Origin of the sequence: Variovorax sp. PvP013 (assembly GCF_050435945.1) — a bacterium.
Lineage (GTDB): Bacteria > Pseudomonadota > Gammaproteobacteria > Burkholderiales > Burkholderiaceae_C > Variovorax.
Window position 1 is genome coordinate 21,061 of sequence record NZ_JBNDLF010000010.1, and the last position, 26,065, is coordinate 47,125.

The following is a 26,065-nucleotide window of genomic DNA, read 5'->3' on the forward strand; positions in this document are numbered from 1 at the left end:
CCTCCATGCGTCCGCATTCCGCCCTCCGTTCCCTCTCGCTCGCCGCGCTCGTGGCCGCCGCTTTCGCCGGACCGGCCCACGCCCAGGCCAACCCGCCCGTGGAGCCCTTCACCTACATGACCAACTGGTACGCGCAGGCCGAGCACGGCGGCTTCTACCAGGCGGTGGCGCAGGGCATCTACAGGAAGCACGGCCTCGACGTCACCATCCGCATGGGCGGCCCGCAGGTCAACATCACGCAGATGATGGCCGCCGGCCAGGCCGACTGCGTGATGGGCTCGAGCGACATCCAGATGATGCAGGTGCGCGAGGGCGGCGTGCCGGTGGTCAACGTCGCGGCCTTCTTCCAGAAGGACCCGCAGGTGCTCATCGCCCACGACGACGTGAAGAAGTTCGAGGACCTCAAGGGCAAGACGATCCTGATCGCCGCCCAGGCCCACCGCGGCTACTGGCCGTGGCTGAAGTCGCGCTTCGGCCTCGTCGACGAGCAGACGCGTCCCTACACCTTCAACATCCAGCCTTTCGTCGCCGACAAGAACGCCGCGCAGCAGGGCTACCTGACCTCCGAGCCTTTCGCGATCCAGAAGGCCGGCGTGAAGAGCACCGTGCTGATGTTCAGCGACCACGGCTACCCGGCCTACGCCACCACCGTCTCGTGCATGGACAAGACGCTCAAGGCGCGCAGCCGTCAGGTCGCCGCCTTCGTGAAGGCCTCGGCCGAGGGCTGGAAGAGCTACCTGGCCGATCCGGCGCCGGGCAACGCGCTCATCAAGAAGGAGAACCCCAACATGAGCGACGAACAGCTCGCCTACAGCGTCGCCAAGCTCAAGGAGATGGGCATGATCACCGGCGGCGACGCCGCCACGCTGGGCATCGGGTCGCTGACCGACGCGCGCGCCAAGGCGAGCTACGACTTCCTCGTCGCCTCCAAGCTGATCGACCCGGCCAAGGTGGCGCTGGCCGCCACCTACAGCACCGAGTTCGTCAAGGACGCGAAGGTGCTGCCGTGACGCTCGCCGCCCCGACGGCCGTCCACGCCACGCCCGCGGTCGAGGTGCTCTCGGCCGAGAAGACCTACCCCAACGGCACGCAGGCCCTGCTGCCGGTGGACCTGACGATCGCCGAGGGCGAGTTCGTCACGCTGCTCGGGCCCTCGGGCTGCGGCAAGAGCACGCTGCTCAAGATGGTCGCCGGCATGCTGGAGCCCTCCGACGGGCGCCTGCTGGTCTGGCGCAAGCCGGTGGCGCAGCTGCACGACTGCCCGCACAGGCTGTCCTTCGTGTTCCAGTCGGCGACGCTGATGCCCTGGGCCAGCGTGCGCACCAACGTGCGCCTGCCGCTGGACCTGGCCGGCGTGCCGCGCGGTGAAGGCGACGCGCGCGTGGCCGAGGTGCTGGCGCTGGTCGGGCTCGACCGCTTCGCCGACGCGCTGCCCGGCGCGCTGTCGGGCGGCATGCAGATGCGGGTGTCGATCGCGCGCGGGCTGGTGACGAAACCCGACCTGCTGCTGATGGACGAGCCCTTCGGCGCGCTCGACGAGATCACGCGCCACAAGCTCGACGCCGACCTGCTGGCCCTGTGGCGCGAGAAGAAGCTCACCGTGATCTTCGTGACGCACTCGATCCACGAGGCGGTGTTCCTGTCGACCCGCGTGGTGATGATGGCCGCGCGGCCCGGCCGCGTGGTGGAGCAGTTCGTCATCGACGAGCCGCATCCGCGCACGGCCGACTTCATGGTGTCGCCCCGGTTCGCGCAGCATGCGCGCCGGCTGCAGGACAGCCTGCTGCGCGCCAGCGCGGAGACCGTGTCGTGAACGCGCTGGCGGAGTCCGCGCCGTCGACATCGGCATCGACGACGTCGTCGAAGGCCGCGACACCGGCGGCGCCGGCGCCCGTCGCGGCGGCGAAGGCGAGACCGCCCGCGCGCGTCCGCGTGCCGCTGATGGCGCAGCCGCGCGTGCAGCGCGTGGTCTACCCGGCGCTGGTCGGCCTGGTGCTGGTGGCGATCTGGCAGGTCGCGGTCACGGCGCTGGAGCTGCCGCCGTACCTCGTGCCCTCGCCGCTGCTGATGATGCAGACGCTCGTCACCGACTGGGTGCCGCTGGGCAACGCCCTGCTGGTGACGCTGAAGATCACCTTGCTGTCCTTCGCCGTCGCCACGGTGGCGGGCGTGCTGATCTCGTTCCTGTTCGTGCAGAGCAAGCGCATCGAGACGGCGCTGTTCCCCTACGCCGTGCTGCTGCAGGTGACGCCGATCGTCGCCGTCGCGCCGCTGATCATCATCTGGGTGCGCAACCCGACGGGCGCCATGACGATCTGCGCCGCGCTGGTCGCGCTGTTCCCGATCATCAGCAACACCACGCTCGGCCTGCGCAGCGTCGACCCCGACCTGCAGGCCTACTTTCGGCTAAACCGGGCGACGCGCTGGCAGCAGCTGGTGCGCCTGCGCATCCCGAGCGCGCTGCCGTACTTCTTCGGCGGCCTGCGCATCTCCAGCGGGCTGGCGCTGATCGGCGCGGTGGTGGCGGAGTTCGTCGCCGGCACCGGCGGCTCGGGCGCGGGCCTGGCCTACCAGATCCTGCAGGCCGGCTTCCAGCTCAACATCCCGCGCATGTTCGCCGCGCTGCTGCTGATCTCGCTGACCGGCGTCGCGCTGTTCGCGGCCATGGCCTGGCTCACGAAGCGCGCGCTCGGCGGCTGGCACGCCAGCGAGCTGTCGCAGGACTGACGACGAGACCCCGCCTTCCGCCTTCCTTCCGATGGACGCCACGACCGCCATGACCGCCACGAATGCCATGACCGCCACGAACGACGCCTCCACCTCCGCCGCCCTCCCGGGCGCCGTCGCCGCGCTGATGGCCGAGCTGCCCGACCTCGACTGGATCACCGACGCCGTCCGCGTCGCCCGGCTGTCGCAGGACTTCGCCTGGTTCAGCCCGGTGCTCGATCGCCAGCTGAAGGACAAGCGCGCCGACGCCGTGGCGCGACCGCGCACCGAGGACGAGATCCGCGCGCTGGTGGGCGCCTGCGCGCGCCACGCCGTGCCGATCACCATCCGCGGCAGCGGCACCGGCAACTACGGCCAGACCACGCCCCTGGCCGGCGGCGTGGTGCTCGACATGAGCGGCTACCACGCGCTGCAATGGGTGCGTCCCGGCGTGGCGCGGGCGCAGGCCGGCATCCGGCTGGGCGAGCTGGAGAAGCAGGCCCGGGCCACGGGGCAGGAACTGCGCTGCCTGCCCTCGACCTACCGCAGCGCCACGCTCGGCGGGCTGTTCGGCGGCGGTTTCGGCGGCGTCGGCTCGATCAACTACGGACCGCTGGCCGCGCCGGGCAACGTGCTCGGGCTGCGTGCCATGACTATCGAGGCCGAACCCCGGATGGTCGAATTGCGCGGCGCCGAGGCGATGCGCATGCACCATCTCTGGGGCACCAACGGCCTGGTGCTGGAGCTGGAGATCGGCCTGGCGCCGGCCCATCCGTGGCTGGAGACGCTGGTCACCTTCGACGACTTCGCGCCGGCGCTGGCGTTCGCGGACGCGCTCGCGCACGCGCCCGGCCTGGTCAAGCGCGAGGTGGCCTTCCTCGCCAGCCCGGTGCCCGACCACCTGGCGCAGCTGGCCGAGCACCTGCCGGTCGGCTGCCACGCCGTGCTGTCGCTGGTGGCCGAGCCGGGCGAGGAGGCGCTGCGCGCGCTGGTCGAGACGCACGGCGGCACGCTCGGCTACCGCCGCACCGCCGAGGAGGTCCGGAAGAGCAACCGCACGCTGATGGAGTTCACCTGGAACCACACGACCCTGCACGCGCTCAAGGTCGACAAGTCGCTGACCTACCTGCAGAGCAGCTTCGTGCCCGGCCGGCACGTCGAGCAGATCACCGAGATGGAAGGCCTGCTCGGCGGCGAGGTGCTGATGCACGCCGAGTTCCTGCGCAATCTCGACGGGCTCGTCACCTGCAGCGCGCTGCAGCTGGTGCGCTTCACGACCGAGGCGCGCCTGGACGAGATCATGCGGATCCACCGCGACCGGGGCGTGCGCATCAACAACCCGCACGTCTTCATCGTCGAGGACGGCAAGGCCGGCGGTCCGCTGCCGGCGGAGGTGGTGGCGACGAAGCGGCGCTTCGACCCGCACGGGTTGCTCAACCCGGGCAAGCTGCGCGACTGGCCGGTGCGTCCCCCGGCGTCGCCGGACACCGCGCCGGTGGAGCCGGCCGGAGCGGTGGCGTGAGCGGCGAGGGCGCCGCCGTCGTCGGCGCGCCGATGGCCAACTACGCCGCCTTCCGCCGCGCGGGCGATTTCGTCTTCATGAGCGGCGTGGTGGCGGTCGATCCGGCCAGCCGCCGGGCCGTCGCGGCCTACGACGACCTGCCCGACGCGGCCCGCGCCGCCCTGCGCACGCTGGGCTACGACACCGGCCAGATGTCGGTCGACGTGTTCGAGGCGCCGGCCGTGGCGCAGAGCTGGTTCGTGCTGGCGCGCGTCCGCCAGCTCGCCGAGGAGGCCGGCGGCGGCATGGCCGACGTCGTGAAGCTGGTGCAGTACTTCCGCGACCTGCGCCACTACCCGGCCTACAACCGCGTGCGCGGCCTGTTCTACCCGGACGCGCCGCCGGTCAGCACGGTGGTGGAGGTGGCGCGCTTCCTGCCGGGGGACGACCTGGTGATCGAGGTCGAGGCGACGATGTACCTGCCCACCCCCCGGCTTGCTCGCTGCGCGTAGCAGCGCCCACCCCCTTCCGGGGGCGACACCGGCGGCCCGGCGAAGCCGGTTCCGCGGTGTCCTGGGTCCGGGTCGTGGCTGTCTCAAGAGGCAGGGGGCTCGGGCAGCGTCGTCGTGCCGACGCGGAAGACGTGCCGCTCCGGATCGCTCAGCACGGCCTGCCACTGGCCGTAGTAGGTCGGGCAGGGCGGCTTGACGACGCGGCCGCCGAGCTGCGCGACGCGCGCCGCCGCGTCGTCGACCTCGGCGGGCGTGGCGAGCATGAAGGTCGCGTAGGCGGTGACGGGGGCCGGCGACGCCTCGGGCCGGCGGTCGTCGAGACCGAGCAGGGCGTAGGCCGGGAGTGCGTTGAAGCCGAACTGCACGCCGTCGTGTTCCAGCGCGCGGTAGATCGGCGAGCGGGCGTGCACCGCCTCGGGCCAGCGCAGCAGGCGGGCGTAGAAGTCCAGCTGCGCCTCGACGTCGCGGCACAGCAGGTTGAACCAGAGCTTCATGCGGCGACGGCGTCCGTGGCCGCGGTCGCCTTCTTCATGCCGTAGGTGGTGCGGTACATCTCCTCCAGGTGCTCGCCGGCGGTGCACGGCGCGTAGCGCGGCGCCTCGCCGGCCGGCACGGTGCCGGGCACCGGCACGATGCGGGCGTGGTACTCGGGCTCGTAGAAGAAGGGAATCGAGTGGCGCGCCGCGCCGCCGGAGAAGGTGTTGCGCACGCGGTGCGGATTGGAGTGGTAGAGGCCGTTGGTCCAGCGCGGGATCATGTCGCCCAGGTTGACGACGAAGGTGCCGGCCATCGGCGTCGCGGCGACCCAGTCGCCGTCGGGCATGCGCACTTCCAGGCCGCCGTGCGCGTCCTGCGCCAGCACCGTGATGGCGCCCCAGTCGGTGTGCGCGCCGGCGCCGAAGGTGCGCTCGTCCGCGCCTTCGGGGTGGGGCGGGTAGCGCACCATGCGCAGCGTCACCATCGGATCGGCGCAGGCGGCGTCGAAGTGGTCCTCCGGCAGGCCGAGCGACAGCGCCATGAGCTGCATGAGGCGCAGCGAGAGGGCGTTCATCGCCGCGATGTAGGCCTCGCACGCCGGCCGGACGTCGGGCAGTTCGTCGGGCCACTGGCTCGGGCCGTAGGTCTGGTGGCCGGCCTTCACGTACGGGTGGTCGGCCGGCCAGTCCATGCCGCAGTAGAAGCTCTCCTTGAGGTCGGGCTTCATGGCCGCGTCGAGCGTCTGCGCGCCCAGGCCCTCGAAGCCGCGCAGGATCGGCGAACGGCGGATCGACAGCGCCTCGCGCCGCTCGGGCGGCAGGTCCATCAGGCGGCGGGCGATGTCGAACTGGCGCGCGACCCGGTCGGCGTCGACGCCGTGATGGCGCACGTAGAAGAAGCCCGAGGCCATGGCCGCCGCGCGGAACTCGCGCGCCACCTCGGCGCTGCGCGGGGCGCCCGGCGTCAGGGCGTCGGTCAGGTCGATCACTGGAATGCCCATGGCGCGCGTCCCCTCAGACCTTCAGCTTGCGATCGGCCATCGCGGGCAGGAAGCGGTCGGTGAAGAAGTCCGCCACCGTGGGCGTGGCCTTCAGGCCGAAGGCCGCCACGGTCTCGTCGATGGTGGCCTGCAGGCGCGCGGGCGTCGCCGCGCCCCAGCCGTTGGCGCGCACGTCGGCGGTCTTCATGGTGCCGTCGACGATGAGCTGCAGGCGCTCGGTCTCCAGCGCCTGGTTGGCCAATGGCTCGCGCGCCTTGACGGCGGCGCCGCCGGCGGCGGGGTCGGCGATGCAGTCGATCCAGCCGCGCGTGGTGGCCTTCACGAAGGCGCGCATCGTCTCGGTCTGCTGCATGGCCTTCGGGTTGGCGACCAGGCCGTTGCCGTACGACTTCATGCCGTGGTCGGAGAAGCGGAACACGGTCAGCTGCTCCGGGCCCATGCCGCGCGCCTTGAGGTTGAGCAGGCCGGTGAAATAGAAGTACGCGGAAGCGTCGAAGTCGCCCTTGACGAAGCGCGTGTCGCCGATGTCGGGCGTCACGTTCTCCCATTTCACGCCGGAAGGGTCGAAGCCCTGCGCCTTGGCGAACACCGGGAACAGCTTGCGCGAGGCGTTGAAGGGCTGGCCCAGGATGGTCTTGCCGGCGAGGTCGGCCGGCTTCTTGATGGCGCCGTCCCGGCGCACGATGATGGCGTTGGGGTTGAGGTCGTACTGGATCGCCACCGCCTTGAGCAGCACCGTGGGGTTGGCGACGTTGAACTCGATCATCGACGACAGGTCGGCCGACGCCGCGTCGTAGGCGCCGCTGCCCACCAGGCCGATGGCGGCCGTCGAGCCGTTGCCGGTGTCGATGGTGACGTCGAGGCCGGCGTCCTTGTAGTAGCCGCGCTGCTGCGCGAGCAGGAAGCCGGCGCCGGAGGCCTCGACCTTCCAGCCGAGGTTGAACTTGAAGGGCGCGAGCGCGCCCTGGGCGCGCAGCAGGGGCGGGGCGGCGACCAGCGCGGTGGCGGCGCCGGCGGTGCGAAGGAGGGAACGGCGTTGCATGGGAAGTCTCCGGAAAAGAGGAAGGGACCGGCGCGGGGCGCCGACTTCAGGAGCAATTTCCGGGCGGTCCGACCGCTGAACGCTTCTACTCGCTGCGCGCGATGCGAAGCACGGTCCGTGCCAGCACCGGTCCTCCGGCTGGATCGATTTGGCGGTTTCTAGCCGGATCGACTAATCAGCCGGTTCGACTGAAATCGATCAAATGGAACTCTTCCACCGTCCCGCCCTGGCCGAGCAGATGGCCAGGCAACTGCTGCGCCCCGGCCTGCTCGACCAGCGATCCGACCGCGCTGGTCCACGCCGCCGTCCGCAGCACCCTGGCCGAGCTGGAAACGCCGGCCTCGACCCTGCTGGGACGGCTCGAACGCCGCGAGGGCATCGACGTCGGCGCCGGCGGCTTCAAGTTCGGCTTCCAGCTCGACGACGTCGGCGCGAAGGGCGGCGCCACCTTGGCGCAGGCGCTGACCGAGCTGATCGACCGGGCCCGCACCGACGTCGTGCCGATCGTCGACGAGGTGCAGCAGGCCCTCGCCGGCGACGACGGCACCCAGATGCTGCTGGCCATCAAGGCGGCGCGCGACGCGATCAGCCCGCGCCCCGGCATGCCCGGCCACTTCCTCTTCATGGGCACCGGCTCGCACCGCGCGCAGGTGGTGGGCATGACGCTGCAGAAGGAAGACCCGGCCGAGGCCGACCGCTTCCTGCCGGTGATCGCGGCCACGCTCGAGGGCGCCGCCGCCGACGTCGAGCTGCGCAAGATCGAGGACCTGGGCGCCCTGGCCGGCGCGGTGTTCGACCGCGTCGCGCGCGTGGATGGAGACACCACCGGCCTGTTCACCGCCGACGCCCTGGCCGAGTACGCGGCCGTGGCGCGGCGCGACGTCACGGTGGACCCGATGCAGCGCATCGCCGAGGCGCTGCGCGACGCCAACCTGATCCTGCGCAAGGGCCACGGCGTCCATGCCGTGGCGGACCCGTCCGTTCAGGAGGCCTGGCGCGGGCGCAGGCCGCCGTCGGCGCTGCAGTAGCGGATCAGCGCCTCCAGGTCGCACGTCTTGTCGAACACGGCGTCGGCCCCCAGCAGTTCGCAGGAGGCGCGCGCCTGGGGCGTGGCGAAGCCGGTGAAGATGGCGATGCGCCGGCCCGCCGGCCGGTGGCGGTGCGCGCCGAGCAGCCGGATGCCGTTGCCGGCCTGGATGAAGACGTCGACGATGGCCACGTCCCAGTCGGCGTAGTGCTCGCCGAGCCAGCGGTCGGCCTCCGCCTCGACGGCCGTGCTCAGGACGATCTCCACGTCCGCGCATTCGCCCAGCATTGCGGCGAGCGTCTCCCGCAGGGCGGGGTCGTCCTCGACGATGGCGATGCGCTGGCGGGGCCTCGGCGAGCGGGTGGGAGCGGTGTCGGCTTCGGCTGGGGGCGCGACGGCGGTGGCGGTAATGGGCGAGGTCATGGGCGGTGGTTCCTGACGGGTGTCTCCGGGCGGTCGCGGGGTGTTCAGGGCGCGGCGGCGAGTTCGCGCAGGTCCTGCGCGTAGGCCTGCAGCCGGCGCGCCGCGCGCTCGCGCTGCTCGGGCCGCGTCGCCTCGTGCAGCGCGGCGACCTTGCGGCAGTTCTCCTGCTGCAGCGTCTCCTGGTGATCGCGCCAGGCGCCCGGGGCGGGCTGGAGGAAGTCGCGGGCGTAGGTGTCGATGGCGGCACGCATCTCGGCCTCGGGCATGGCGCGGTGCGCCGGATCGCGCAGCCAGGCCAGCACTTCCCGCTGCCGGCGCCGACGCTCGGCGTCGACGCGGCGCGGATCGAAGACCGAGCGGTCGGCGAACTCGCGCAGCAGGGCGCGCTGCGCCTCGTCCAGCCGGCCGTAGAAATCCTCGAAGCGCTCCAGGTCCTTGTCGTAGCGCTTGCGGTGCTGCTTCTCGGGGCCGGGCGCCAGCCAGTCCTTGGCGTAGGCGGCGTTGTTCTTGGCGAACTTCTCCTCCAGCCGCTGCAGCTGCGCGTCGTCCAGGCCCGCGACCAGCTCGGCCGTCGGTGCCGCCGCCTGCCGGGCCGTCGCGACGAGGCGCTGGCGCAGGGCGTCGCCGACGGCGCAGACCTCGGACGGAGCGACCCCGTCCGGCGCCCGGCGCGCGGCGTCCTCCAGCAGGGCGACCAGCGTCGGCAGCTCGTTGGCGCGGTGCCAGGCCAGCAGCTCGGCCAGCCGCGCGCGCACCACGGGCGTCTGGTCGTCGCGGAAGTCCACGTAGCTGTCGAGCCACCAGTAGCCCACGGTGGGCGCGTTGTCGTAGGTCAGCTTGACGGCGCTGCATCCGCACAGCGCCGCGCCCAGGACCAGCGCGGCGGCGAACCGCCCCGCGCCGGCGCGCAAGGCGCGGGCGAGGGCGAAGGTGGGCGACAGCTGCATGGCGATCCGATCCGTGGGCGCCCGGCGGGGAGGGGCGATGCCACGACCATGACGCATGCGACCGGGGGCGGGCCATCGACCGTCGCAGCCATCGGGTGTCAGCCAACAGCCAACACCGCCTTCGATGTTTCCGAAAAACACGGTGGCAGGCGCGTCCGGCCGGAGAAATCGGCCAAGTCCGATGCATCGTCACCTCCCGGAGTGATGACCGCGCGCCCGGCCGAATCTAGTCTCCTCCTGCGGTCGACAACGACGACCACGACCCCCACCGAGGAGAAGGACGATGCGGCTTCTGATGCACAAGGGCGACGCGGGCGAGGACGTGGACGCGCTGGCGCGCTCGCTCCGGCGCGAGCTCGGCGCCGACGCGGCGCCGTTCGACGTGCTCGGGCGGACCGGCGCCGCCATCGACGCCGACTTCGACGCCGCCATCCGCCGCTGGCAGGCCGGCGTCGGCCTCGTCGCCGACGGCATCGTCGGACCGCGCTGCCAGGTGCTGCTGGCGCTGATCGATCCGCCGGGCGACGCGTTCGGGCCGTACAAGCTGAACGTCGGCCGCGTCAGCCGACTGTTCCCGGCCACCAAGCCGGCCAACATCGCGCGCTACCTGCCGTATGTCGAAGCGGCGCTGGGCGTCGCGGGGCTGACCGACGCGCCGCTGGTGCTGGGTGCCCTGGCCACCATCCGCGCCGAGACCGAGGGTTTCGTGCCGATCTCCGAGTTCCCCTCCGGGTTCAACACGCGTCCCGGCGACCCGCCCTTCAGCGCCTACGACAAGCGGCTGGGCAATCGGGCCGGCGAGGGCGGGCGCTTCCGGGGCCGGGGCTTCGTGCAGCTCACCGGCCGGACCAACTACGAGAAGTACGGCCAGCGCATCGGCCTGCCGCTGATCGACCAGCCCGAGCTGGCGAACGCGCCGGAGGTCGCGGCCGTGCTGCTGGCGGAATTCCTGGCCGACCACGCCGCGTCGCTCCGCGACGCGGTGGCGCAGCGGGACCACCGGGCGGCGCGCAGGCTGGTCAACGGCGGCGCCCACGGGCTGGAGCGCTTCCGCGACGTGTTCGACCGGGCGGGCGCGGTCTTCGAGCCGCCGCCTTCCCCGGCGCTCGCCGGCGCGGGGGCCGGTGTCGCGGCGTCGCGCCGGCCGGCCGAGAGCAGGTCGCGGCTCTCCCACACCCGCCGGGACAGCGCCGACCTGCGCGACCGGCCCTTCATGCCGCAGGCGCTCGGCCTGCCCGCCGAGCATCCGTCGCAGGAGGTGGTCCGCACGCACCTGCCGGCCTACGCCGCCGCCGGGCTGATCCTGAACCAGGGCCGGGAGGGCGCCTGCACCGGCTTCGGCCTGACCTGCGTCATCAACTACCTGCGCTGGATCCGGCCCGACCGGCCGGCCGGCTTCGCGTCGGTGAGTCCGCGCATGCTCTACACGCTGGCGCGCCGTCACGACGAGTACGAGGGCGAGGACTACGAGGGATCGAGCTGCCGGGGCGCCCTCAAGGGCTGGTTCCACAACGGCGTCTGCCTGGAGGAGGACTGGCCCTATGCGCCGGAGTCGTCGAATCCGGCGAGGTACGGCTTCGCCACCCGCGCGACGCAGATCACCCTGGGCGTCTACTACCGCATCGACACCGCCTCGATCACCGACCTGCAGGCGGCGATCGCCCAGCACGGCGCGATCTTCGTCTCGGCCTTCACGCACGACGGCTGGGACCGCGTCGCCAGCGTCGACACCGACGCGCCCGACCACGCGAGCCTGCCGCGCATCGCCTTCGACGGCCGGCCCTCGACCGACGGCGGCCACGCCTTCGCGCTGGTCGGCTTCAACGCCGACGGCTTCCTGCTGCAGAACTCGTGGGGCCGGGAATGGGGCGCCGGCGGCTTCGCCGTGCTGACCTACCTGGACTGGCTGGCCAACGGCATGGACGCCTGGGTCGTCGCGCTGGGCGTGCCGGGAGTCGTCGGCGGGCGGCTGGCGGTGGCGCGCAACGCCCAGGGCGCGCGCGCCGGCGCCGACCGCGGCAAGTGGTGGGACGCCGGGCTGGCCTACCAGCACAGCGTGGTGCTGGGCAACGACGGCCGCGTCGCCCGCTACCTCACGGAGGACGAACAGCCGCGCAAGCTCCAGCAGCAGGCGTACGTGCTGCCCGACCAGTGGTTCCGCAGCCAGCCGGCGGACGAGCCGAAGCGGCTGGTGATCTATGCCCACGGCGGCCTGAACGACGAGGCCGCCGCCATCCGCCGCGTCAGCGCCATGGGCCGCTTCTTCATCGGCAACGGTTGCTATCCGATCTTCCTGGTCTGGAAGACCGGCTTGCTGGAGTCGATCCGCGACATCCTCGCCGACGCCGGTGGCCGGCGCCCGGCGGCGGTCGGCGCGGGCGAGCGGCTCTCCGATCTCTCCGACCTGGCGATCGAGCGGACCATCGGCCGGCCGCTGGCGCGGCCGATCTGGAGCGAGATGAAGGAGAACGCCGGCCTCGCCTTCGCACCGCGCCATGGCGGCGAACTGCTGCTCGACGCGATCACGGCGCTCGCCGCCACCTGGGGACCGAGGTTCGAGCTGCACCTGGTGGGCCACTCGGCCGGCTCGATCCTGCTGGGCCACATGATCACGGCGATGTCCGCCCGGGGCGACGCCGTCGCGAAGCGCTCGCTGGCCTCGGTCGGCCTGTTCGCGCCGGCCTGCACCGTCGCCTTCGCCAACCAGCACTACGCCCGCGACGACGCGGTGATGAAGCGCCTGTCGCTGGACGTGCTCTCCGACGAGGTCGAGCGCGCCGACACGGTGGCGCGGATCTACCGCAAGTCGCTGCTCTACCTGGTCTCCAACGCCCTGGAGGCCGACCTGCGCACGCCGATCCTGGGCCTGCAGCGCATCGACGACCCCGACTTCGGCGGCTGGGACGGCTCGTCCGACACCGGCGAGGCCCTGGCCAACTGGCGCCGCGCCGCCGTCGACGCCAGGCTGGCGCGGCGCACCCGCGTGGTGACGGCCCCGCGCATCCGCGTCGCCACCGACCCCGGCACGGGCGACGTGCTGCAGCCGTCGGCGCACGGCGGCTTCGACAACGACATCGACGTCCTCGCGCGCACGCTGATGCGTATCACGGGGGCGGGGGAGCTGGCGACGAAGGTGGACGACCTGCGGGGGTATTGAGGGGTGGGGGCGGGGGCGGGTGCGGCGGCGCGCGGCCGACAGCGGCTACGCTCGCGCCTCGTCCCCCGATCCGGAAACCACCCACCCATCCATGAACATCACCGACTCCACCGCCACCTACGACGCCTGGCTGCACCGCCAACTGCCCGGCGAGGTGGTCGAGGCCGACCTGAGGAAGAAGCACGCGCGCATGCGCAGCGGCCGGTTCGTCTTCCTGCGCGCGACCTACTGGCGCTGGGCGGAAGTGATGCCGGCGCTGGTGCCCGAACTGGCGGCGGCGCCGGCGGTGCTGGCCGTGGGCGACGTCCACGTGGAGAACTTCGGCACCTGGCGCGACGCCGACGGCCGGCTGGTCTGGGGGCTCAACGACTTCGACGAGGCCTTCGGGATGCCCTACGGCTTCGACCTGCTGCGGCTGGCGGTGAGCGGCTGGCTCGCGATGCGGGAGCTGGGCGATCCGCCGCCGGCCACGCTGGCGTCGATCTGCGGGAGCGTGCTCGAAGGCTATCGCGCCGGCCTGGCGAAGCCTCGGCCCTACGTGCTCGATCGCGACCACACTCGCCTGCGCGCCAAGTTCGTCGCCACCGAGGAGGACCGCGCCGCCTTCTGGCGGAAGATGGAGAAGAACGCGGCGGCGGCGCACGACCCCGTGCCGGCGCGCTTCCGGGCCGCGCTGGACCGCGCCCTGCCCGAGGGCGCCACCGACGTCAGCTACTGGCCGCGCACGGCGGGCGTCGGCAGCCTCGGACGGCCCCGGTGAGTGGCCTCGGCGGAATGGCAGGGCGGTCCGGTCGTGCGCGAGGCCAAGGGCATCGTGACCTCGGGCTGGGCCTACGCGCGCGGGCTGGAGCGCCCCGCGCCGCGGATCGCCGACATCGTCGCGGGCCGGCATCGCGCGCCGGACCCGTGGTACCGGGTCGACGCCGAGGACGGCGGCGTGCTGGTGCGCCGGCTCTCGCCCAACAACCACAAGATCGAGATGGACGTGATGGGCCGGTGGATCTTCGAGCACGACCTGCTCGCCGCCATGGGCCGCGAGGTCGCGAACGTTCACCTGTCGGGCGCGGCCGACGACGGCGTCGCCGCCACGATCGGCGCCGACCTGGACCGCCGCGGCGCGCGCTGGTGGACCGAGGCCGCGACCCGGGCGGTGGCGTCCATCGAGACCGACTTCGCCGACTGGTGCCGCCAGCCGGAAGCGGCGCGCCGGCCCTGAGGCCCGGCCGCGCCCGGCGTCGTCAGACCGAGGCCTCCCGGATGTGGAGGTGCGTCGAGTTCTTGACCTCCTCCATCACCGCGTAGGTGCGCGTCTCCCGCACCCCCGGCAATTGCCACAGCACGTCGCCGGCGAAGCGGCGGTAGGCGTTCATGTCGGCGCTGCGCGTCTTGAGCAGGTAGTCGAAGCCGCCGGCGACCATGTGGCATTCCATGATCTCCGGCCGCACCTGCACCGCGACCTTGAACTGCTCGAAGACGTTGGGCGTGGTGCGGTCGAGCAGCACCTCCACGAAGACCAGCATGCCGGCGTCGAGCTTGAGCGGATCGAGCCGCGCCTCGTAGCCCAGGATGAAGCCGTCGCGCGTCAGGCGCTGCACGCGCGCGAGCGTCGCCGTGGGCGAGAGGCTCACCGCCTCGGCCAGCTTGAGGTTGGCGATGCGGCCGTCGGCCTGCAGCAGCGCGAGGATGCGCAGGTCGATGCGGTCGGGCGGCGTCTGCGGATGATCGATGGCCATGGCGTAGTGATTCGTTTCGTGGAACGACCGAATTTCGAAGGAATATCCGGTCGATGGTGGAAGATGATAGGGCCATCCACTACCGATCCGCCGCCATGCCGAACCTCCCTGTCGACATCACCGCACCCGCCTTCGCCGATGGACCCACCGAGGCGCGCGGCGCGCTGCGACGCGCCGTCACGGCCGCGACGCGCATGCCGGAGGCCGAGGCCGTGGCGGCCCTGCTGCCGCAGGCGCGGCAGGCGCCGGCGGACGCCGAGGCGTCCGGTCGGCTCGCGCTGAAGCTGGCCCAGACCCTGCGCGAACGCAAGGGTGCCGGCGGCCGCTCGGGGCTGGTGCAGGGCCTGCTGCAGGAGTATTCGCTGTCCTCCGGCGAGGGCGTGGCATTGATGTGCCTGGCCGAGGCCCTGCTGCGCATCCCCGACGCGGCCACGCGCGACGCCCTGATCCGCGACAAGATCGCCGACGGCGACTGGCAGCGCCACGTCGGCCGCAGCCCGTCGCTGTTCGTCAACGCCGCGACCTGGGGCCTGATGCTCACCGGCCGCCTGGTCGCCACGCACAGCGAGACCGGCCTGTCGGCCACGCTGTCCCGCCTGGTCGGCAAGGGCGGCGAGCCCCTGATCCGCAAGGGCGTGGACATGGCGATGCGCGTGATGGGCGAGCAGTTCGTCGCCGGCGAGACCATCGCCGACGCGTTGCGGCACGCCAGGGCGCAGGAGGCGCGGGGCTTCCGCTACTCCTACGACATGCTGGGCGAGGCCGCGCTGACCGCGCAGGACGCCGGGCGCTACCTGGACGACTACCGCCACGCCATCGACGCCATCGGCCGCGCCGCGGCCGGCGCCGGCGTGCAGGACGGCCCCGGCATCTCCATCAAGCTGTCGGCCCTGCACCCGCGCTACGTCCGCGCGCAGCGCGCGCGGGTGATGGAAGAGCTGTATCCGCGCGTGCTGGAGCTCGTGCTGCAGGCCAAGGGCCACGACATCGGCCTGAACATCGACGCCGAGGAGGCCGACCGGCTGGAACTGTCGCTCGACCTGCTCGAACGCCTGTGCTTCGAGCCCGCGCTGGCCGGCTGGGACGGCATCGGCTTCGTCATCCAGGCCTACCAGAAGCGCTGCCCGCGGGTGGTCGACGTCATCGTCGACCTGGCGCGCCGCAGCGGCCACCGGCTGATGATCCGCCTGGTCAAGGGCGCCTACTGGGACAGCGAGATCAAGCGCGCCCAGGTCGACGGCCAGGCCGGCTACCCGGTCTACACGCGCAAGCCGCACACCGACCTCGCCTACCTGGCCTGCGCCCGCCGGCTGCTGGCGGCGCCCGACGCGGTGTATCCGCAGTTCGCCACCCACAACGCCCACACCGTCGCGGCCATCCACCGGATGGCCGACCCGTCGGCCTGGGCGCCGGGCCAGTACGAGTTCCAGTGCCTGCACGGCATGGGCGAACCGCTGTACGAGCAGGTCGTGGGCGACCCGGCCACGGGCGGCCTGGGCCGGCCGTGCCGCATCTACGCGCCGGTGGGCACTCACGAGACCCTGCTGGCCTACCTGGTGCGCCGGCTGCTGGAGAACGGCGCCAACACCTCCTTCGTCAACCGCATCGCCGACCCGGACCTGCCGCTGGAATCGCTGGTCGAGGACCCGGTCGCGACCGTGGATCGCCTGGCGCGCGAGGAGGGCGGCGTCGGCCTGCCGCATCCGTCGATCCCGCTGCCGGCGGACCTGTACGGCCCGGCCCGGCGCAACTCGCGCGGCCTGGACCTGTCCGACGAGGACGCCCTGCAGGCCATCGCGACCGGCATGGCCGAGGCGGCGGCGACGGACTGGTCGGCCGGCCCGATGGTCGCGGAGCCGTCGGCCGGCGGCGCCTCCGCCACGACCATCGCCACCGCCGATGCGTCGGTTCCCGCGTTCGACGGCGCCGAGGTCGGCATCCGCAACCCGGCCCGCCTGACCGATCTCGTCGGTCACGTCCGCGAATCGTCGTCCCGGGACGTCGAGGCCGCGCTGGCCGCCGCCGATGCCGCCGCCGGGGACTGGGCCGCGACGCCGCCCGCCGTCCGCGCCGACGCCCTCGAGCGGGCGGCCGACGCGCTGCAGGCCGACCTGCCGCCGCTGATCGGCCTGCTCGCGCGCGAGGCCGGCAAGACGGCGTCGAACGCCATCGCCGAGGTGCGCGAGGCGGTCGATTTCCTGCGCTTCTACGCCGCCCAGGTGCGCCACGATTTCGGCGTGGACACGCACCGGCCGCTCGGGCCGGTGGTGTGCATCAGCCCGTGGAACTTCCCGCTGGCGATCTTCGTCGGCCAGGTCGGCGCCGCGCTGGCGGCCGGCAATCCGGTGCTGGCCAAGCCGGCCGAGCAGACGCCGCTGGTGGCCGCGCACGCCGTGCGCCGCCTGCGCGAGGCCGGCATTCCGCCGGCGGTGCTGCAGCTGCTGCCCGGCCGGGGCGAGACCGTGGGCGCCATGCTCGTCGGCGACGCCCGGGTGCAGGGCGTGCTGTTCACCGGCTCGACCGACGTCGCCCGGCTGCTGCAGAAGGCGCTGGCCGGCCGGCTCGGCCGCGATGGCGCGCCGGTGCCGCTGATCGCCGAGACCGGCGGCCAGAACGCGATGGTGGTCGATTCGTCGGCGCTCGCCGAGCAGGTTGTCGCCGACGTCATGGCGTCGGCCTTCGACAGCGCGGGCCAGCGCTGCTCGGCATTGCGCGTGCTGTGCCTGCAGGAGGAGGCGGCCGAGCGCATCGTCGGCATGCTCCGGGGCGCGATGGCCGAGGCCCGCGTCGGCGACCCGGCCCGCTTGGCCGTAGACGTCGGCCCGGTCATCGACGCCGAGGCGCGCGAGGGCATCGAGCGGCACGTCGAGGCGATGCGCGCCAGGGGCCGCCGGGTCTTCCGCACCGCCTGGAACGACGGCGGCGACGCCACGGCGTGCGGCACCTTCGTCCTGCCGACGCTGATCGAGCTCGACGACGTCGCCGAGCTGACGCGCGAGGTCTTCGGGCCGGTGCTGCACGTCGTGCGCTACCGCCGCGCCGACCTCGACCGGCTGATGGAACGGATCGCCGCGACCGGCTACGGCCTGACGCTGGGCCTGCACACCCGCATCGACGAGACCATCGCCCGGGTCGCGGGCGCCGCCAGGGCCGGCAACGTCTACGTGAACCGGAACATGGTGGGCGCGGTGGTCGGCGTCCAGCCCTTCGGCGGCGAGGGGCTGTCGGGCACGGGGCCGAAGGCGGGCGGACCGCTCTACCTGTACCGGCTGCTGTCGCGGCGGCCGGACGACGTGCTGGCGCGGGCGGTCGGGACGGGCGGCGACGCGGGAGCCCCGTCCGGGGCACCGGCGCCCACGCGGCCGGACGACCGGACCGGGGGTCGCCCCGCCTTCGATGCGCTGCGCGCCTGGGCATCGGACGCCGACGCGCCCGAACTCGCCGCGCTGTGCGCTCGCCTGGCGGGCCAGCCCGGCCCCGGCGCCGCGCGCGAGCTGCCCGGTCCGACCGGCGAGCGCAACGTCTACACGCTGGTGCCGCGCGAGGCCGTGCTGTGCCTGGCCGACGCGGACGACGACCGGCTCGCCCAGCTGGCGTCGGTCCTGGCGGTGGGGGGACGGGCGGTCTGGCCGGCGGCGGCGAGACCGTCCTTCGACCGGCTGCCGCCGGCCGTGCGGGACGCGATCGCCCTGGCGGTCGACTGGCGCGCCGACGAGGTGCGTTTCGACGCCGTGCTGCACCAGGGCGACGCCGCGTCGCTGCGGGAGGTCAATCGGACGATGGCGGCGCGGCCGGGTCCGATCGTCGGCGTCCACGGCGCGTCGGCCGGCGGGGAGGGGGAACGAGGGGGGCGGTCGTGGCCGCTGGAGCGGCTGGTCCTCGAAAGGGCGTCGAGCGTGAACACCGCGGCGGCGGGTGGCAACGCGAGCCTGATGACCATCGCCTGACCCGGTGCCGGGCCGGCGGGAAGACGGGTGGCGCGGACCCGACCGGTGCCGGGACCGGGTCGCGCGATGCCGCGTCGTTCGAACGAGCGACGCGGGCGGAGGACGTCAGTGCTGGTCGGCGGGCGCCACGAAATCGCGGGTCTGGAAAGCCACGTCGAACAGCTTGGCCTTGCCGGCGTAATAGCGCTCCAGGCGCCATTCCTTCAGGATCGAGATCGCCATCTGGAAGGAATCGATGTCCAGCGCGTAGAGGCTGGACATGTCGAAGTCGCCCTCCGACTCCAGCGCCAGCACGAGCCGGGCCAGGGTCTTCGCGGTGGGGGTCGAGGGGTCTTGAGTGATCAGACGGCGCGCGGATTTGATGGCGTTCATGGGAGGTTGCTTCGAGTTGAGGATGACTTGGTGTCCGGAAAAGTCCTGAAGGCAATCAAAACTGCAATAGGACAAGGCCGATTTCCGATGATTCTAGGATCAGTATAGACCCTAGGTTTCGCGCCGCCACCGGCTTCCGGCGCGTCGAGCACGGCGAGACGGATGCATCGTTGCACAGAGAACTTCCGATGTACAGCCATGCGACATCGAAGCGGCAGGCCACGAGGCGTCGTCGGACTGCGACCGCCCACCCGGCGCCATGCGCGCCGGACAGCCCCGGATCCTGCGCCGGCCGGGGTGCTTACACGAAGCTTTCACACACGGCGCGAAGACTCCCGCTCTTTCCCCGACCCGAGCGCGCCATGCCACGTCCTTCGATCCCCTTCGTCCACCTGTGCCTGTCCACCGCCCTGGCCGCCGGCCTGTCGGCATGCGGCGGCGGTGACGACACCCCGTCCACCCCGGCGACCCCGGCCGCCACGGCACCGACGACGGCGCCGGCGACGGCCGCATCGGCCGCCGCCGGCACCCGCGCCACGCTGGCCATCCTGGAGACCACCGACCTGCACGCCAACGTGCGCAGCTACGACTACTTCAAGCTGGCCGACGACCCCTCCTACGGCTACGAGCGCACCGCCACGCTCATCGAGGCCGCGCGCGCCGAATTCCCCAACACCTTCCTGGTCGACAACGGCGACACCGTGCAGGGCACGGCGCTGGCCGACTACGAGGCCACCGTCGCGCCGCTGCCCTGCGGCCAGGCGCCGTCGATCTACCGCGCCATGAACGCCACCGGCTTCGACGCCGGCACCCTGGGCAACCACGAGTTCAACTACGGCCTGGCCTACCTCGACCGGATCGTCGGCGGCGGCCTGGACGTCGAGGGCGTCGACGCCGGCCTGCGCTGCGCCGGGGCCAACTTCCCGCTGGTGCTGGCCAACGTCACCAGCACGCGCACCGGGCGGACGCTGTTCAAGCCCTACACCATCGTCACCAAGCAGATCGCCGCGACCGGTCCGGACGGCCGCGCCGTCAACGTGCCGTTGAAGGTCGGCGTGATCGGCTTCACCACGCCCGGCATCCTCAACTGGGACAAGCGCTGGCTCGACGGCAAGGTCGCCACCGAGGGCGCCGTCGAGGCGGCGCAGAAGTACGTGCCGCGCCTGAAGGCCGAGGGCGCCGACATCGTCGTGGCGCTGCAGCACGGCGGCCTCGACGGCACCGCCTACTCGCCGACCATGGAGAACCCCGGCCTCCACCTGTCGAAGGTCGCCGGCATCGACGCCATGGTCATGGGCCACCAGCACGGCCTGTTCCCCGATCGCGGCACCCGGCCGGCCTACACCCAGGCCGGCGTCGACAACGCGGCGGGCACCGTCAACGGCGTGCCGGCGGTCATGGCCAGCTCGTGGGGCAAGGCGCTGGGCGTGATCCGCCTGGGCCTGGTGTGGGACGGCAAGGCCTGGTCGGTCGACAAGACGCGGACGACGGTCGAGGCGCGCCTGACCGAGACCGGCAAGGACGCCGCCGGCAAGACCACCTACGTCGCGGCCGACGCCAGCGTCGCGCCGCTGGTGGCGACCCAGCACCAGGCCGCCATCGCCTACGTGAGGACGCCCATCGGCCGCACCGACTTCCGCATGAGCACGTACTTCGCCGACGTCGGCGACCCGGGCGCGATCCAGATCGTCAACGCGGCGCAGGCCGACCACGTGGCGCGCTACGTCCGGGCCAACCTGCCGCAGTACGCGAATCTGCCGGTGCTGTCGGTCAGCGCGCCCTTCAAGTCGGGCTACGAGGGCGGACGCGACTTCACGGACGTGGCCGCCGGCGACCTGGCGATCTTCAACGCGGCCGACCTCTACCTCTACCCCAACACGGTCTACGCCGTGAAGGTCACGGGCGCCGAGGTGCAGGCCTGGCTCGAGGCCGCGGCCAAGCGCTTCAACCGCATCGACCCGACCCGCACGGCCGACCAGCAGCTCGTCGGCACCTTCCCGGGCTACAACTTCGACATGTTCACCACGCCCGACGTCCGGTACGAGATCGACGTCACCCAGCCCGTGGGCGGCCGCATCCGCAACCTGACGTACAAGGGCCTGCCGATCGACGCCAGGCAGGATTTCGTGATCGCCACGAACAACTACCGCGCCACCAGCGGCGGCGCCAGCTTCATCGCCGCGCTGGACGGCCGCTCGACCATCTACGCCTCGCCCGACGCCAACCGCGACGTGCTGATCGACTTCATCAAGGCGAACCCGAACGTCGCGCGCGCGCAGTACGGCGCCGCGCGCAGCTGGCGCTTCACGCCCGTGGCGACCGCCGGGCGCGTGCTGTTCACCTCCGGCCAGGGCGTGGCCGGCGTGGCGGCGGCGGCGGGCCTGACCGGCGTGTCGCTGGTGGCGGACGACGACGGGTCGGGCAAGGGCCGGGCGCTGTACCGGATCGATCTGAGGGATTGACCACGCCCCCCCAGTCTTCGCGCACTACGGGCACTTCGCGTCGCTTCGCCAACCCCCTTGCAGGGGCGACACCGGCGGCCCGGCGAAGCCGGTTCCGCGGTGTCCTGACGATGAGAAGCGAGGCGGGACGAGGCGGACCGAGTCCGGGAGTTGCGACGCCTGGACAATGCGGCGCCCGACCTTCGAACCGCCCGCACGACACCATGACGACACCCGACCACGATCCGCGTTCCACCCTGCTCCCGCCCGGATCCGCCGCCCCCGACCTGCTCGACCCCGTCCTCCACGCCGGCCTCAAGGGCTTCCCGCTCGCCGCCGCCCCGGTGCGCCGCCGCGCCATCGGCGAGCGGGGCTGGAACGTGCTGGCCGGCGACCTGCCGCTGCCGGTGGCGCTGCTGCGGCGCGAGGCGCTCGAACACAACCTGGCCTGGCTGCAGGCGCGCGTCGACGAATGGGGCGTCGACCTGGCGCCGCACGGCAAGACGACCATGTCGCCCCAGCTGTTCCGCCGCCAGCTTGACGGCGGCGCCTGGGGCATCACCTTTGCCACGGTGGGGCAGCTGGCCGTCGGCGTCGCGGCGGGCACGCGGCGCGCGCTGATCGCCAACCAGGTCGTGTCCGACGCGGACCTGGCGGGCCTCCAGCACCTGCTGCGATCGCATGCCGACCTGCGCGTGGTCTTCCTGGTCGACTCGGCGGCGCAGCTCGACCTGATCGAGGACTTCGCATGCCGCCATCCGCTGGCGCGGCCCTTCGAGGCGATGGTCGAGATCGGCGTCGAGGGCGCGCGCACCGGCTGCCGCACGCACGAGCAGGCCGTCGCGCTGGCGGCGCGGCTGCGCGCGAGCCCGGCGGCGCGGCTGGTGGGCATCGAGTGCTACGAGGGGCAGGGCGCCACCGGCGAGAGCGGTCCCGACGCCGCCTACACCGACGCGCTGATGGACCGCGTCGAGGCCGTCGCCCGCCACGGCGCCGCGCACGACCTGTTCGAGGGCGACGAGGTGCTGGTCTCGGCCGGCGGCTCGGCGCTGTACGACCTGGTCGCGCGGCGGCTGCGGCCCGCTCTGGGGCGTCCGGTGCGCGGCCTGCTGCGCTCGGGCTGCTACGTCACGCACGATCACGGCACCTACCGCCGGCTGCAGGTCGCGATCGACGCCCGCCTGCATTGCGCCGCCGGCGAGAGCCTGCGCCCGGCGCTGGAGGTCTGGGCGACGGTGCAGTCGCGCCCCGAGCCGCGCCTGGCGATCGTCGCCATGGGCAAGCGCGACGTCTCCTTCGACCTGTCGATGCCCGTGCCGATCGCGCGTGCGGCCCTCGGCGCGCGCCGGACCTCGGCCGTACCGGCGAGCTGGGAGATCGGCGCGCTCAACGACCAGCACGCCTACCTGCGCTGGCGCGAGGCCGACGACGCCCTGGCGCCGGGGGTGGGCGAGCGCGTCGGCTTCGGCATCTCGCACCCGTGCACGACCTTCGACAAGTGGCATTGGATGCCCGTCGTCGAGGACGACTACACCGTCGGCGATGCAGTCACGATGCACTTCTGAGAGGGGTTACCCGCCCTGGCGCACCTGAACTGTGCGCGCTTGTATAGTACGAAGGTACTCTAAACTGATGCCATGGGCCTTCGATGTTCCGTCCCGATCCCCCAGAGAACCGGCCCATGACGAAGGCCCGAACGTCCCTCGGCACGCCGGCCGAGGCCTCCAATGGGACGACCCGGGTGCCCGCTGCCCCGGTCGTCGGCCTGGCGATCAAGCGGGCCGTCGACATCGTCGGTGCCCTGACCTTCTTCCTCGTCTTCGGACCGCTGTACGTGGCCGTGGCCCTGTGCGTGTGGCTCGGCGGCGGCCATCCGGTCCACTACTGCCAGACGCGCCTGGGCCGCCGGGGCCGGCCGTTCCGCTTCTACAAGTTCCGCTCGATGGTGCTGGATTCCGACCGGGTGCTCGACGAGCACCTGGCGCGCGACCCCGCCGCGCGGGCCGAGTGGGACACCTTCCAGAAGCTGGAGAACGACCCGCGCATCCTGCCGGTCGGACGCTTCATCCGCCAGCTCAGCCTCGACGAACTGCCGCAGTTCTGGAACGTGCTCAAGGGCGACATGAGCCTGGTCGGCCCCCGGCCGTGCATGGAGCGCCAGCGCTCGCTCTACGGTGCCGCCTGGTCGCACTACGCGGCGATGCGCCCGGGTCTGACCGGCCTGTGGCAGGTGAGTCGGCGCAACGAGCTGACCTTCGTGCAGCGCGCGGAACTCGACGTCGAGTACGTCGAGCACTGGTCGTTGTGGCTGGACTGCAAGATCCTGCTGCGGACGGTGCGCGCGGTGATCTTCGACGGCGAGTGACGAGGGTCGGTCCGGCCACGGTCCCGCGTCGGCGGGGCGATCGCGGCGGCGACGACTTCGGTTCGGCTTACACGCAGGAGTGCGCACTTCGCACGTCGGGCGGTCCGCGTTCACCGGACATTGCCCGCATGCTCAGTCGGATTCTCTATACCAGCCGGTCGCTTTGCAGCACGCCCGAAGCCTTGGCGCTGCTCGATCACGCGCGCATCGCGAACGCGCGCCTGGATGTCACCGGTGCCCTGTACCTGGCCGACGGCCGCTTCCTGCAGTGCCTGGAAGGCGAGGAAGGCGTCATCGCCGCGCTGCTCGAACGCATCGAGCACGATCCGCGCCACTGCGACTGCCAGGTGCTGGACCGGCGTTCGATCTCGCGCCGCGTCTACACGGGCTGGGCCATGGCTTGGCTGCCCGCGTCGCCGAACGCGTCGCTGATGATGAAGACGATCGTGGCGCAGACCGCGCCCGCCTGCGGTCCGGACGCCCGCGCGGTCGGCGCGTTCTTCTATGCGATGGCGCAGATGGGCGAGTGCCAGTAGACGCGTTGGATGCGGGAATGGTCAGGGCGCAGTCGTTTCCGTGCAGCCGATGCGTCCATCGCGGATCTCCGCCGACCGCCGGGCGATGCCCTCGCGCCGATCGCCGGTCAGCGTGTCCAGGCGCCGGAGCTGGTGAACGAGCCGGGGTTGCCTGGCCAGCAGGGTCTTGTGGCGGATCAGGAAATCCCAGTACAGCGTGGTGAACGGGCAGGCGGTCGGTCCGTCGGACCGGCCGGGGTCGTAGCGGCAATCGGCGCACGGCCCGCCCATGCGCTCGATGTACCGGCCCGTGGCCACGTAGGGCTTGCTGCCCATCAGGCCGCCGTCGGCGAACTGGCTCATGCCCAGCGTGTTGGGCAGTTCGACCCATTCGACCGCGTCCACGTAGACCGCCAGGTACCACGCGTGCACCGCGCGCGGTCGCACGCCCAGCAGCAGCGCGAACAGACCGGTGACCATCAGGCGCTGGATGTGATGCGCGTAGCCGTGGCGCAGGGTCTGGCCGATGGCGTCGCGCAGGCAGGCGAAGTCGGTCTCGCCGTTCCAGTACCAGGCGGGCAGGTCGGCCGTCGCTTCCAGCGCGTTGCGTTCCAGGTAGCCCGGCATCTGCGTCCAGTAGACGCCGCGCACGTACTCGCGCCAGCCCAGGATCTGGCGCACGAAGCCTTCCACGCTGGCCAGCGGCGCGCGTCCCGCGCGGTAGGCGGCCTCGGCGGCGGCCACCGCCTCGCGCGGGTGCAGCAGCTTCAGGTTGAGCGCGGCGGAGAGCTGCGAGTGATGGAGCCACGGTTCTCCGGGCCACATCGCGTCCTGCCAGGGACCGAAGGTCGGCAGCCGGTGGTCGACGAAGTCGGCGAGCGCCCGCAGGGCGTCCGCGCGCGTCACGGGCCAGGCGAAGTCGTCGAGCTCGCCCGGATGGTCGGCGAAGCGTTCCGACACCAGCCGCAGCACCTCGAGCGTCGTCGCGTCCGGCTCGAAGCGGACGCGCGGCGGCAACAGGCCCGGACCCGCGCGCCCGAACGAGCGGCGGTTGGCCCTGTCGTGGTTCCATTCGCCGCCCTCGGGCCGGCCGTCCGCCGTCATCAGCACGCCATGGCGGCGGCGCAGTTCACGGTAGAAGTATTCGAGCCGCAACGGCCGGCCCGCCAGACTGCGCACATGGGCCGCGAAATCGCGGACCGTCACGAAGAAGTGGCGATCGGGCCGGACGTCGAGCGGCACGCCGGCCGTACGCGCGGCGCCCGACAGGGCCTTCCACACCCGCCAGTCGCCGGGTGCCGTCATGACCAGTCCGGCCGGGGAGAGCGTGCGGATCGCATGCGCCAGCTCGTCGGCCAGCGTGCCGGCGTTGCGTTCGTCGTCCAGGCGCACGCGATGCACGCGCCGGCCACGCTCGGCCGACGCCTGCGCGAAATGCCGCATGGCGGCGAGGAACACGGCGATGCGCGGTTTCGACGACCAGACATGCGTCGATTCCTCCGCCACCTCGGCCATCCAGACCGCGTCGCGCGCCGGATCGAAGTCGTCGAAGGCGGCCGCGTCGAGATCGAGCTGGTCGCCCAGCACGACGACGAGGTGGCGCAGGGGCGGGGTGGCCGCGCCTCCCGGCGTCAGTGGCCGCCCTTGCGCGACTGCGTCTGGTTGCCGCTGCCCACGTGCGATTCACGGTCGCTGCGGCTCTCGGGCGTGCGGCGCGGCTCGTTGGTCTGGGTGAGCTGCGCGTTCTCCTTGGCCTTGTTGTGCTCGGTGTGGTCGGGCTGGGCCTGCGGGGCATCCTGGCCCTGCTGGAGATCCTTGGAGTTCTGCGAGTTGGACATGGCATGGCCTTTCGAAGTGCGACGTGGACGGAGGCCGGCAGGTGCAGACCCGTCGTGACGAC

23 protein-coding genes are annotated in these 26,065 nt (G+C 72.4%); 14 read left to right on the forward strand and 9 right to left on the reverse strand.

Going from position 1 to position 26,065, the window contains the following annotated elements:
* The first annotated feature begins 5 nt into the window (after nucleotides 1-5).
* The 5 genes from ABID77_RS19415 (at nucleotide 6) to ABID77_RS19435 (ending at nucleotide 4,719) form a co-directional block, all read left to right on the forward strand.
* The gene (locus ABID77_RS19415) at nucleotides 6-1,010 is read left to right on the forward strand and encodes an ABC transporter substrate-binding protein (RefSeq protein WP_429599360.1); all 1,005 of its coding nucleotides are present in this window, start codon (nucleotides 6-8) and stop codon (nucleotides 1,008-1,010) included.
* The gene (locus tag ABID77_RS19420; RefSeq protein ID WP_429599363.1) at nucleotides 1,007-1,813 is read left to right on the forward strand and encodes an ABC transporter ATP-binding protein; all 807 of its coding nucleotides are present in this window, start codon (nucleotides 1,007-1,009) and stop codon (nucleotides 1,811-1,813) included. The genes ABID77_RS19415 and ABID77_RS19420 overlap by 4 nt, the downstream gene beginning before the upstream one ends.
* Nucleotides 1,810-2,727 (forward strand): ABC transporter permease, encoded by a 918-nt coding sequence (locus ABID77_RS19425; RefSeq protein WP_429599366.1) that lies wholly within the window; start codon nucleotides 1,810-1,812, stop codon nucleotides 2,725-2,727. Before ABID77_RS19420 ends, ABID77_RS19425 begins: the two co-directional genes overlap by 4 nt.
* A 127-nt stretch (nucleotides 2,728-2,854) precedes the next feature.
* Nucleotides 2,855-4,228 (forward strand): FAD-binding oxidoreductase, encoded by a 1,374-nt coding sequence (locus ABID77_RS19430; RefSeq protein WP_429599611.1) that lies wholly within the window; start codon nucleotides 2,855-2,857, stop codon nucleotides 4,226-4,228.
* 32 nt (nucleotides 4,229-4,260) lie between these two features.
* Complete coding sequence (locus tag ABID77_RS19435; protein WP_429599613.1) at nucleotides 4,261-4,719, forward strand: RidA family protein; 459 nt, start codon at nucleotides 4,261-4,263, stop codon at nucleotides 4,717-4,719.
* 83 nt (nucleotides 4,720-4,802) lie between these two features.
* Here the strand turns inward: ABID77_RS19435 and ABID77_RS19440 are convergent, their stop codons facing one another.
* From ABID77_RS19440 to ABID77_RS19450, 3 genes are read right to left on the reverse strand one after another with little or no spacing between them, the layout of a single operon-like run.
* Complete coding sequence (locus ABID77_RS19440) at nucleotides 4,803-5,213, reverse strand: VOC family protein (RefSeq protein ID WP_429599369.1); 411 nt, start codon at nucleotides 5,211-5,213, stop codon at nucleotides 4,803-4,805.
* Entirely contained in the window at nucleotides 5,210-6,196 is a 987-nt protein-coding gene (locus ABID77_RS19445; protein WP_429599371.1) for an isopenicillin N synthase family dioxygenase, read from the reverse strand. Before ABID77_RS19445 ends, ABID77_RS19440 begins: the two co-directional genes overlap by 4 nt.
* A gap of 13 nt (nucleotides 6,197-6,209) precedes the next feature.
* Nucleotides 6,210-7,238 (reverse strand): ABC transporter substrate-binding protein, encoded by a 1,029-nt coding sequence (locus ABID77_RS19450; protein WP_429599374.1) that lies wholly within the window; start codon nucleotides 7,236-7,238, stop codon nucleotides 6,210-6,212.
* A gap of 101 nt (nucleotides 7,239-7,339) precedes the next feature.
* Between ABID77_RS19450 and ABID77_RS19455 the strand changes: the two genes are divergently transcribed.
* Nucleotides 7,340-8,266 (forward strand): hypothetical protein, encoded by a 927-nt coding sequence (locus tag ABID77_RS19455; RefSeq protein ID WP_429599376.1) that lies wholly within the window; start codon nucleotides 7,340-7,342, stop codon nucleotides 8,264-8,266.
* Here the strand turns inward: ABID77_RS19455 and ABID77_RS19460 are convergent.
* Nucleotides 8,221-8,688, reverse strand: a complete 468-nt coding sequence (locus ABID77_RS19460; protein ID WP_429599378.1) for a response regulator — start codon at nucleotides 8,686-8,688, stop codon at nucleotides 8,221-8,223. The genes ABID77_RS19455 and ABID77_RS19460 overlap by 46 nt on opposite strands.
* A gap of 44 nt (nucleotides 8,689-8,732) precedes the next feature.
* A complete protein-coding gene (locus ABID77_RS19465; protein WP_429599380.1) occupies nucleotides 8,733-9,635 on the reverse strand; it encodes a DUF6279 family lipoprotein in 903 nt (300 codons plus the stop codon).
* Nucleotides 9,636-9,918: 283 nt separating this feature from the next.
* On the opposite strand from ABID77_RS19465, the gene ABID77_RS19470 reads away from it, so the two are divergent.
* The 3 genes from ABID77_RS19470 to ABID77_RS19480 all read left to right on the forward strand — a co-directional run bounded on the left by ABID77_RS19470 (nucleotide 9,919) and on the right by ABID77_RS19480 (nucleotide 14,008).
* A complete protein-coding gene (locus ABID77_RS19470) occupies nucleotides 9,919-12,792 on the forward strand; it encodes a C1 family peptidase (protein WP_429599382.1) in 2,874 nt (957 codons plus the stop codon).
* Between the two features lie 91 nt (nucleotides 12,793-12,883).
* Nucleotides 12,884-13,552: a DUF2252 family protein gene (locus ABID77_RS19475; RefSeq protein WP_429599384.1), complete on the forward strand. Its 669-nt coding sequence runs from the start codon at nucleotides 12,884-12,886 to the stop codon at nucleotides 13,550-13,552.
* Nucleotides 13,553-14,008, forward strand: a complete 456-nt coding sequence (locus tag ABID77_RS19480) for a hypothetical protein (protein ID WP_429599387.1) — start codon at nucleotides 13,553-13,555, stop codon at nucleotides 14,006-14,008.
* Nucleotides 14,009-14,030: 22 nt separating this feature from the next.
* On the opposite strand, the gene ABID77_RS19485 is transcribed toward ABID77_RS19480, so the two are convergent.
* The gene (locus tag ABID77_RS19485) at nucleotides 14,031-14,525 is read right to left on the reverse strand and encodes an Lrp/AsnC ligand binding domain-containing protein (protein WP_429599389.1); all 495 of its coding nucleotides are present in this window, start codon (nucleotides 14,523-14,525) and stop codon (nucleotides 14,031-14,033) included.
* Between the two features lie 95 nt (nucleotides 14,526-14,620).
* On the opposite strand from ABID77_RS19485, the gene putA reads away from it, so the two are divergent.
* A complete protein-coding gene (gene putA, locus ABID77_RS19490; protein WP_429599392.1) occupies nucleotides 14,621-18,472 on the forward strand; it encodes a trifunctional transcriptional regulator/proline dehydrogenase/L-glutamate gamma-semialdehyde dehydrogenase in 3,852 nt (1,283 codons plus the stop codon).
* Between the two features lie 105 nt (nucleotides 18,473-18,577).
* On the opposite strand, the gene ABID77_RS19495 is transcribed toward putA, so the two are convergent.
* Nucleotides 18,578-18,844, reverse strand: coding sequence for a hypothetical protein (locus ABID77_RS19495; RefSeq protein ID WP_429599395.1), 267 nt, complete (start codon nucleotides 18,842-18,844; stop codon nucleotides 18,578-18,580).
* A 362-nt stretch (nucleotides 18,845-19,206) separates the two neighbouring features.
* Between ABID77_RS19495 and ABID77_RS19500 the strand changes: the two genes are divergently transcribed.
* From ABID77_RS19500 to ABID77_RS19515, 4 genes are all read left to right on the forward strand, one after another.
* Nucleotides 19,207-21,306 carry a bifunctional 2',3'-cyclic-nucleotide 2'-phosphodiesterase/3'-nucleotidase gene (locus ABID77_RS19500; protein WP_429599397.1) on the forward strand — a complete coding sequence of 700 codons (2,100 nt, stop codon included), beginning with the start codon at nucleotides 19,207-19,209 and terminating at the stop codon, nucleotides 21,304-21,306.
* A 203-nt stretch (nucleotides 21,307-21,509) separates the two neighbouring features.
* The gene (locus tag ABID77_RS19505) at nucleotides 21,510-22,850 is read left to right on the forward strand and encodes an alanine racemase (RefSeq protein WP_429599399.1); all 1,341 of its coding nucleotides are present in this window, start codon (nucleotides 21,510-21,512) and stop codon (nucleotides 22,848-22,850) included.
* A 116-nt stretch (nucleotides 22,851-22,966) separates the two neighbouring features.
* Complete coding sequence (locus ABID77_RS19510) at nucleotides 22,967-23,650, forward strand: sugar transferase (protein WP_429599401.1); 684 nt, start codon at nucleotides 22,967-22,969, stop codon at nucleotides 23,648-23,650.
* Nucleotides 23,651-23,778: 128 nt separating this feature from the next.
* Entirely contained in the window at nucleotides 23,779-24,186 is a 408-nt protein-coding gene (locus tag ABID77_RS19515) for a BLUF domain-containing protein (RefSeq protein ID WP_429599404.1), read from the forward strand.
* Between the two features lie 21 nt (nucleotides 24,187-24,207).
* On the opposite strand, the gene ABID77_RS19520 is transcribed toward ABID77_RS19515, so the two are convergent.
* The gene (locus tag ABID77_RS19520) at nucleotides 24,208-25,752 is read right to left on the reverse strand and encodes a cryptochrome/photolyase family protein (RefSeq protein WP_429599406.1); all 1,545 of its coding nucleotides are present in this window, start codon (nucleotides 25,750-25,752) and stop codon (nucleotides 24,208-24,210) included.
* 44 nt (nucleotides 25,753-25,796) lie between these two features.
* Nucleotides 25,797-26,003 (reverse strand): hypothetical protein, encoded by a 207-nt coding sequence (locus ABID77_RS19525; RefSeq protein ID WP_429599409.1) that lies wholly within the window; start codon nucleotides 26,001-26,003, stop codon nucleotides 25,797-25,799.
* Nucleotides 26,004-26,065 lie beyond the last annotated feature (62 nt).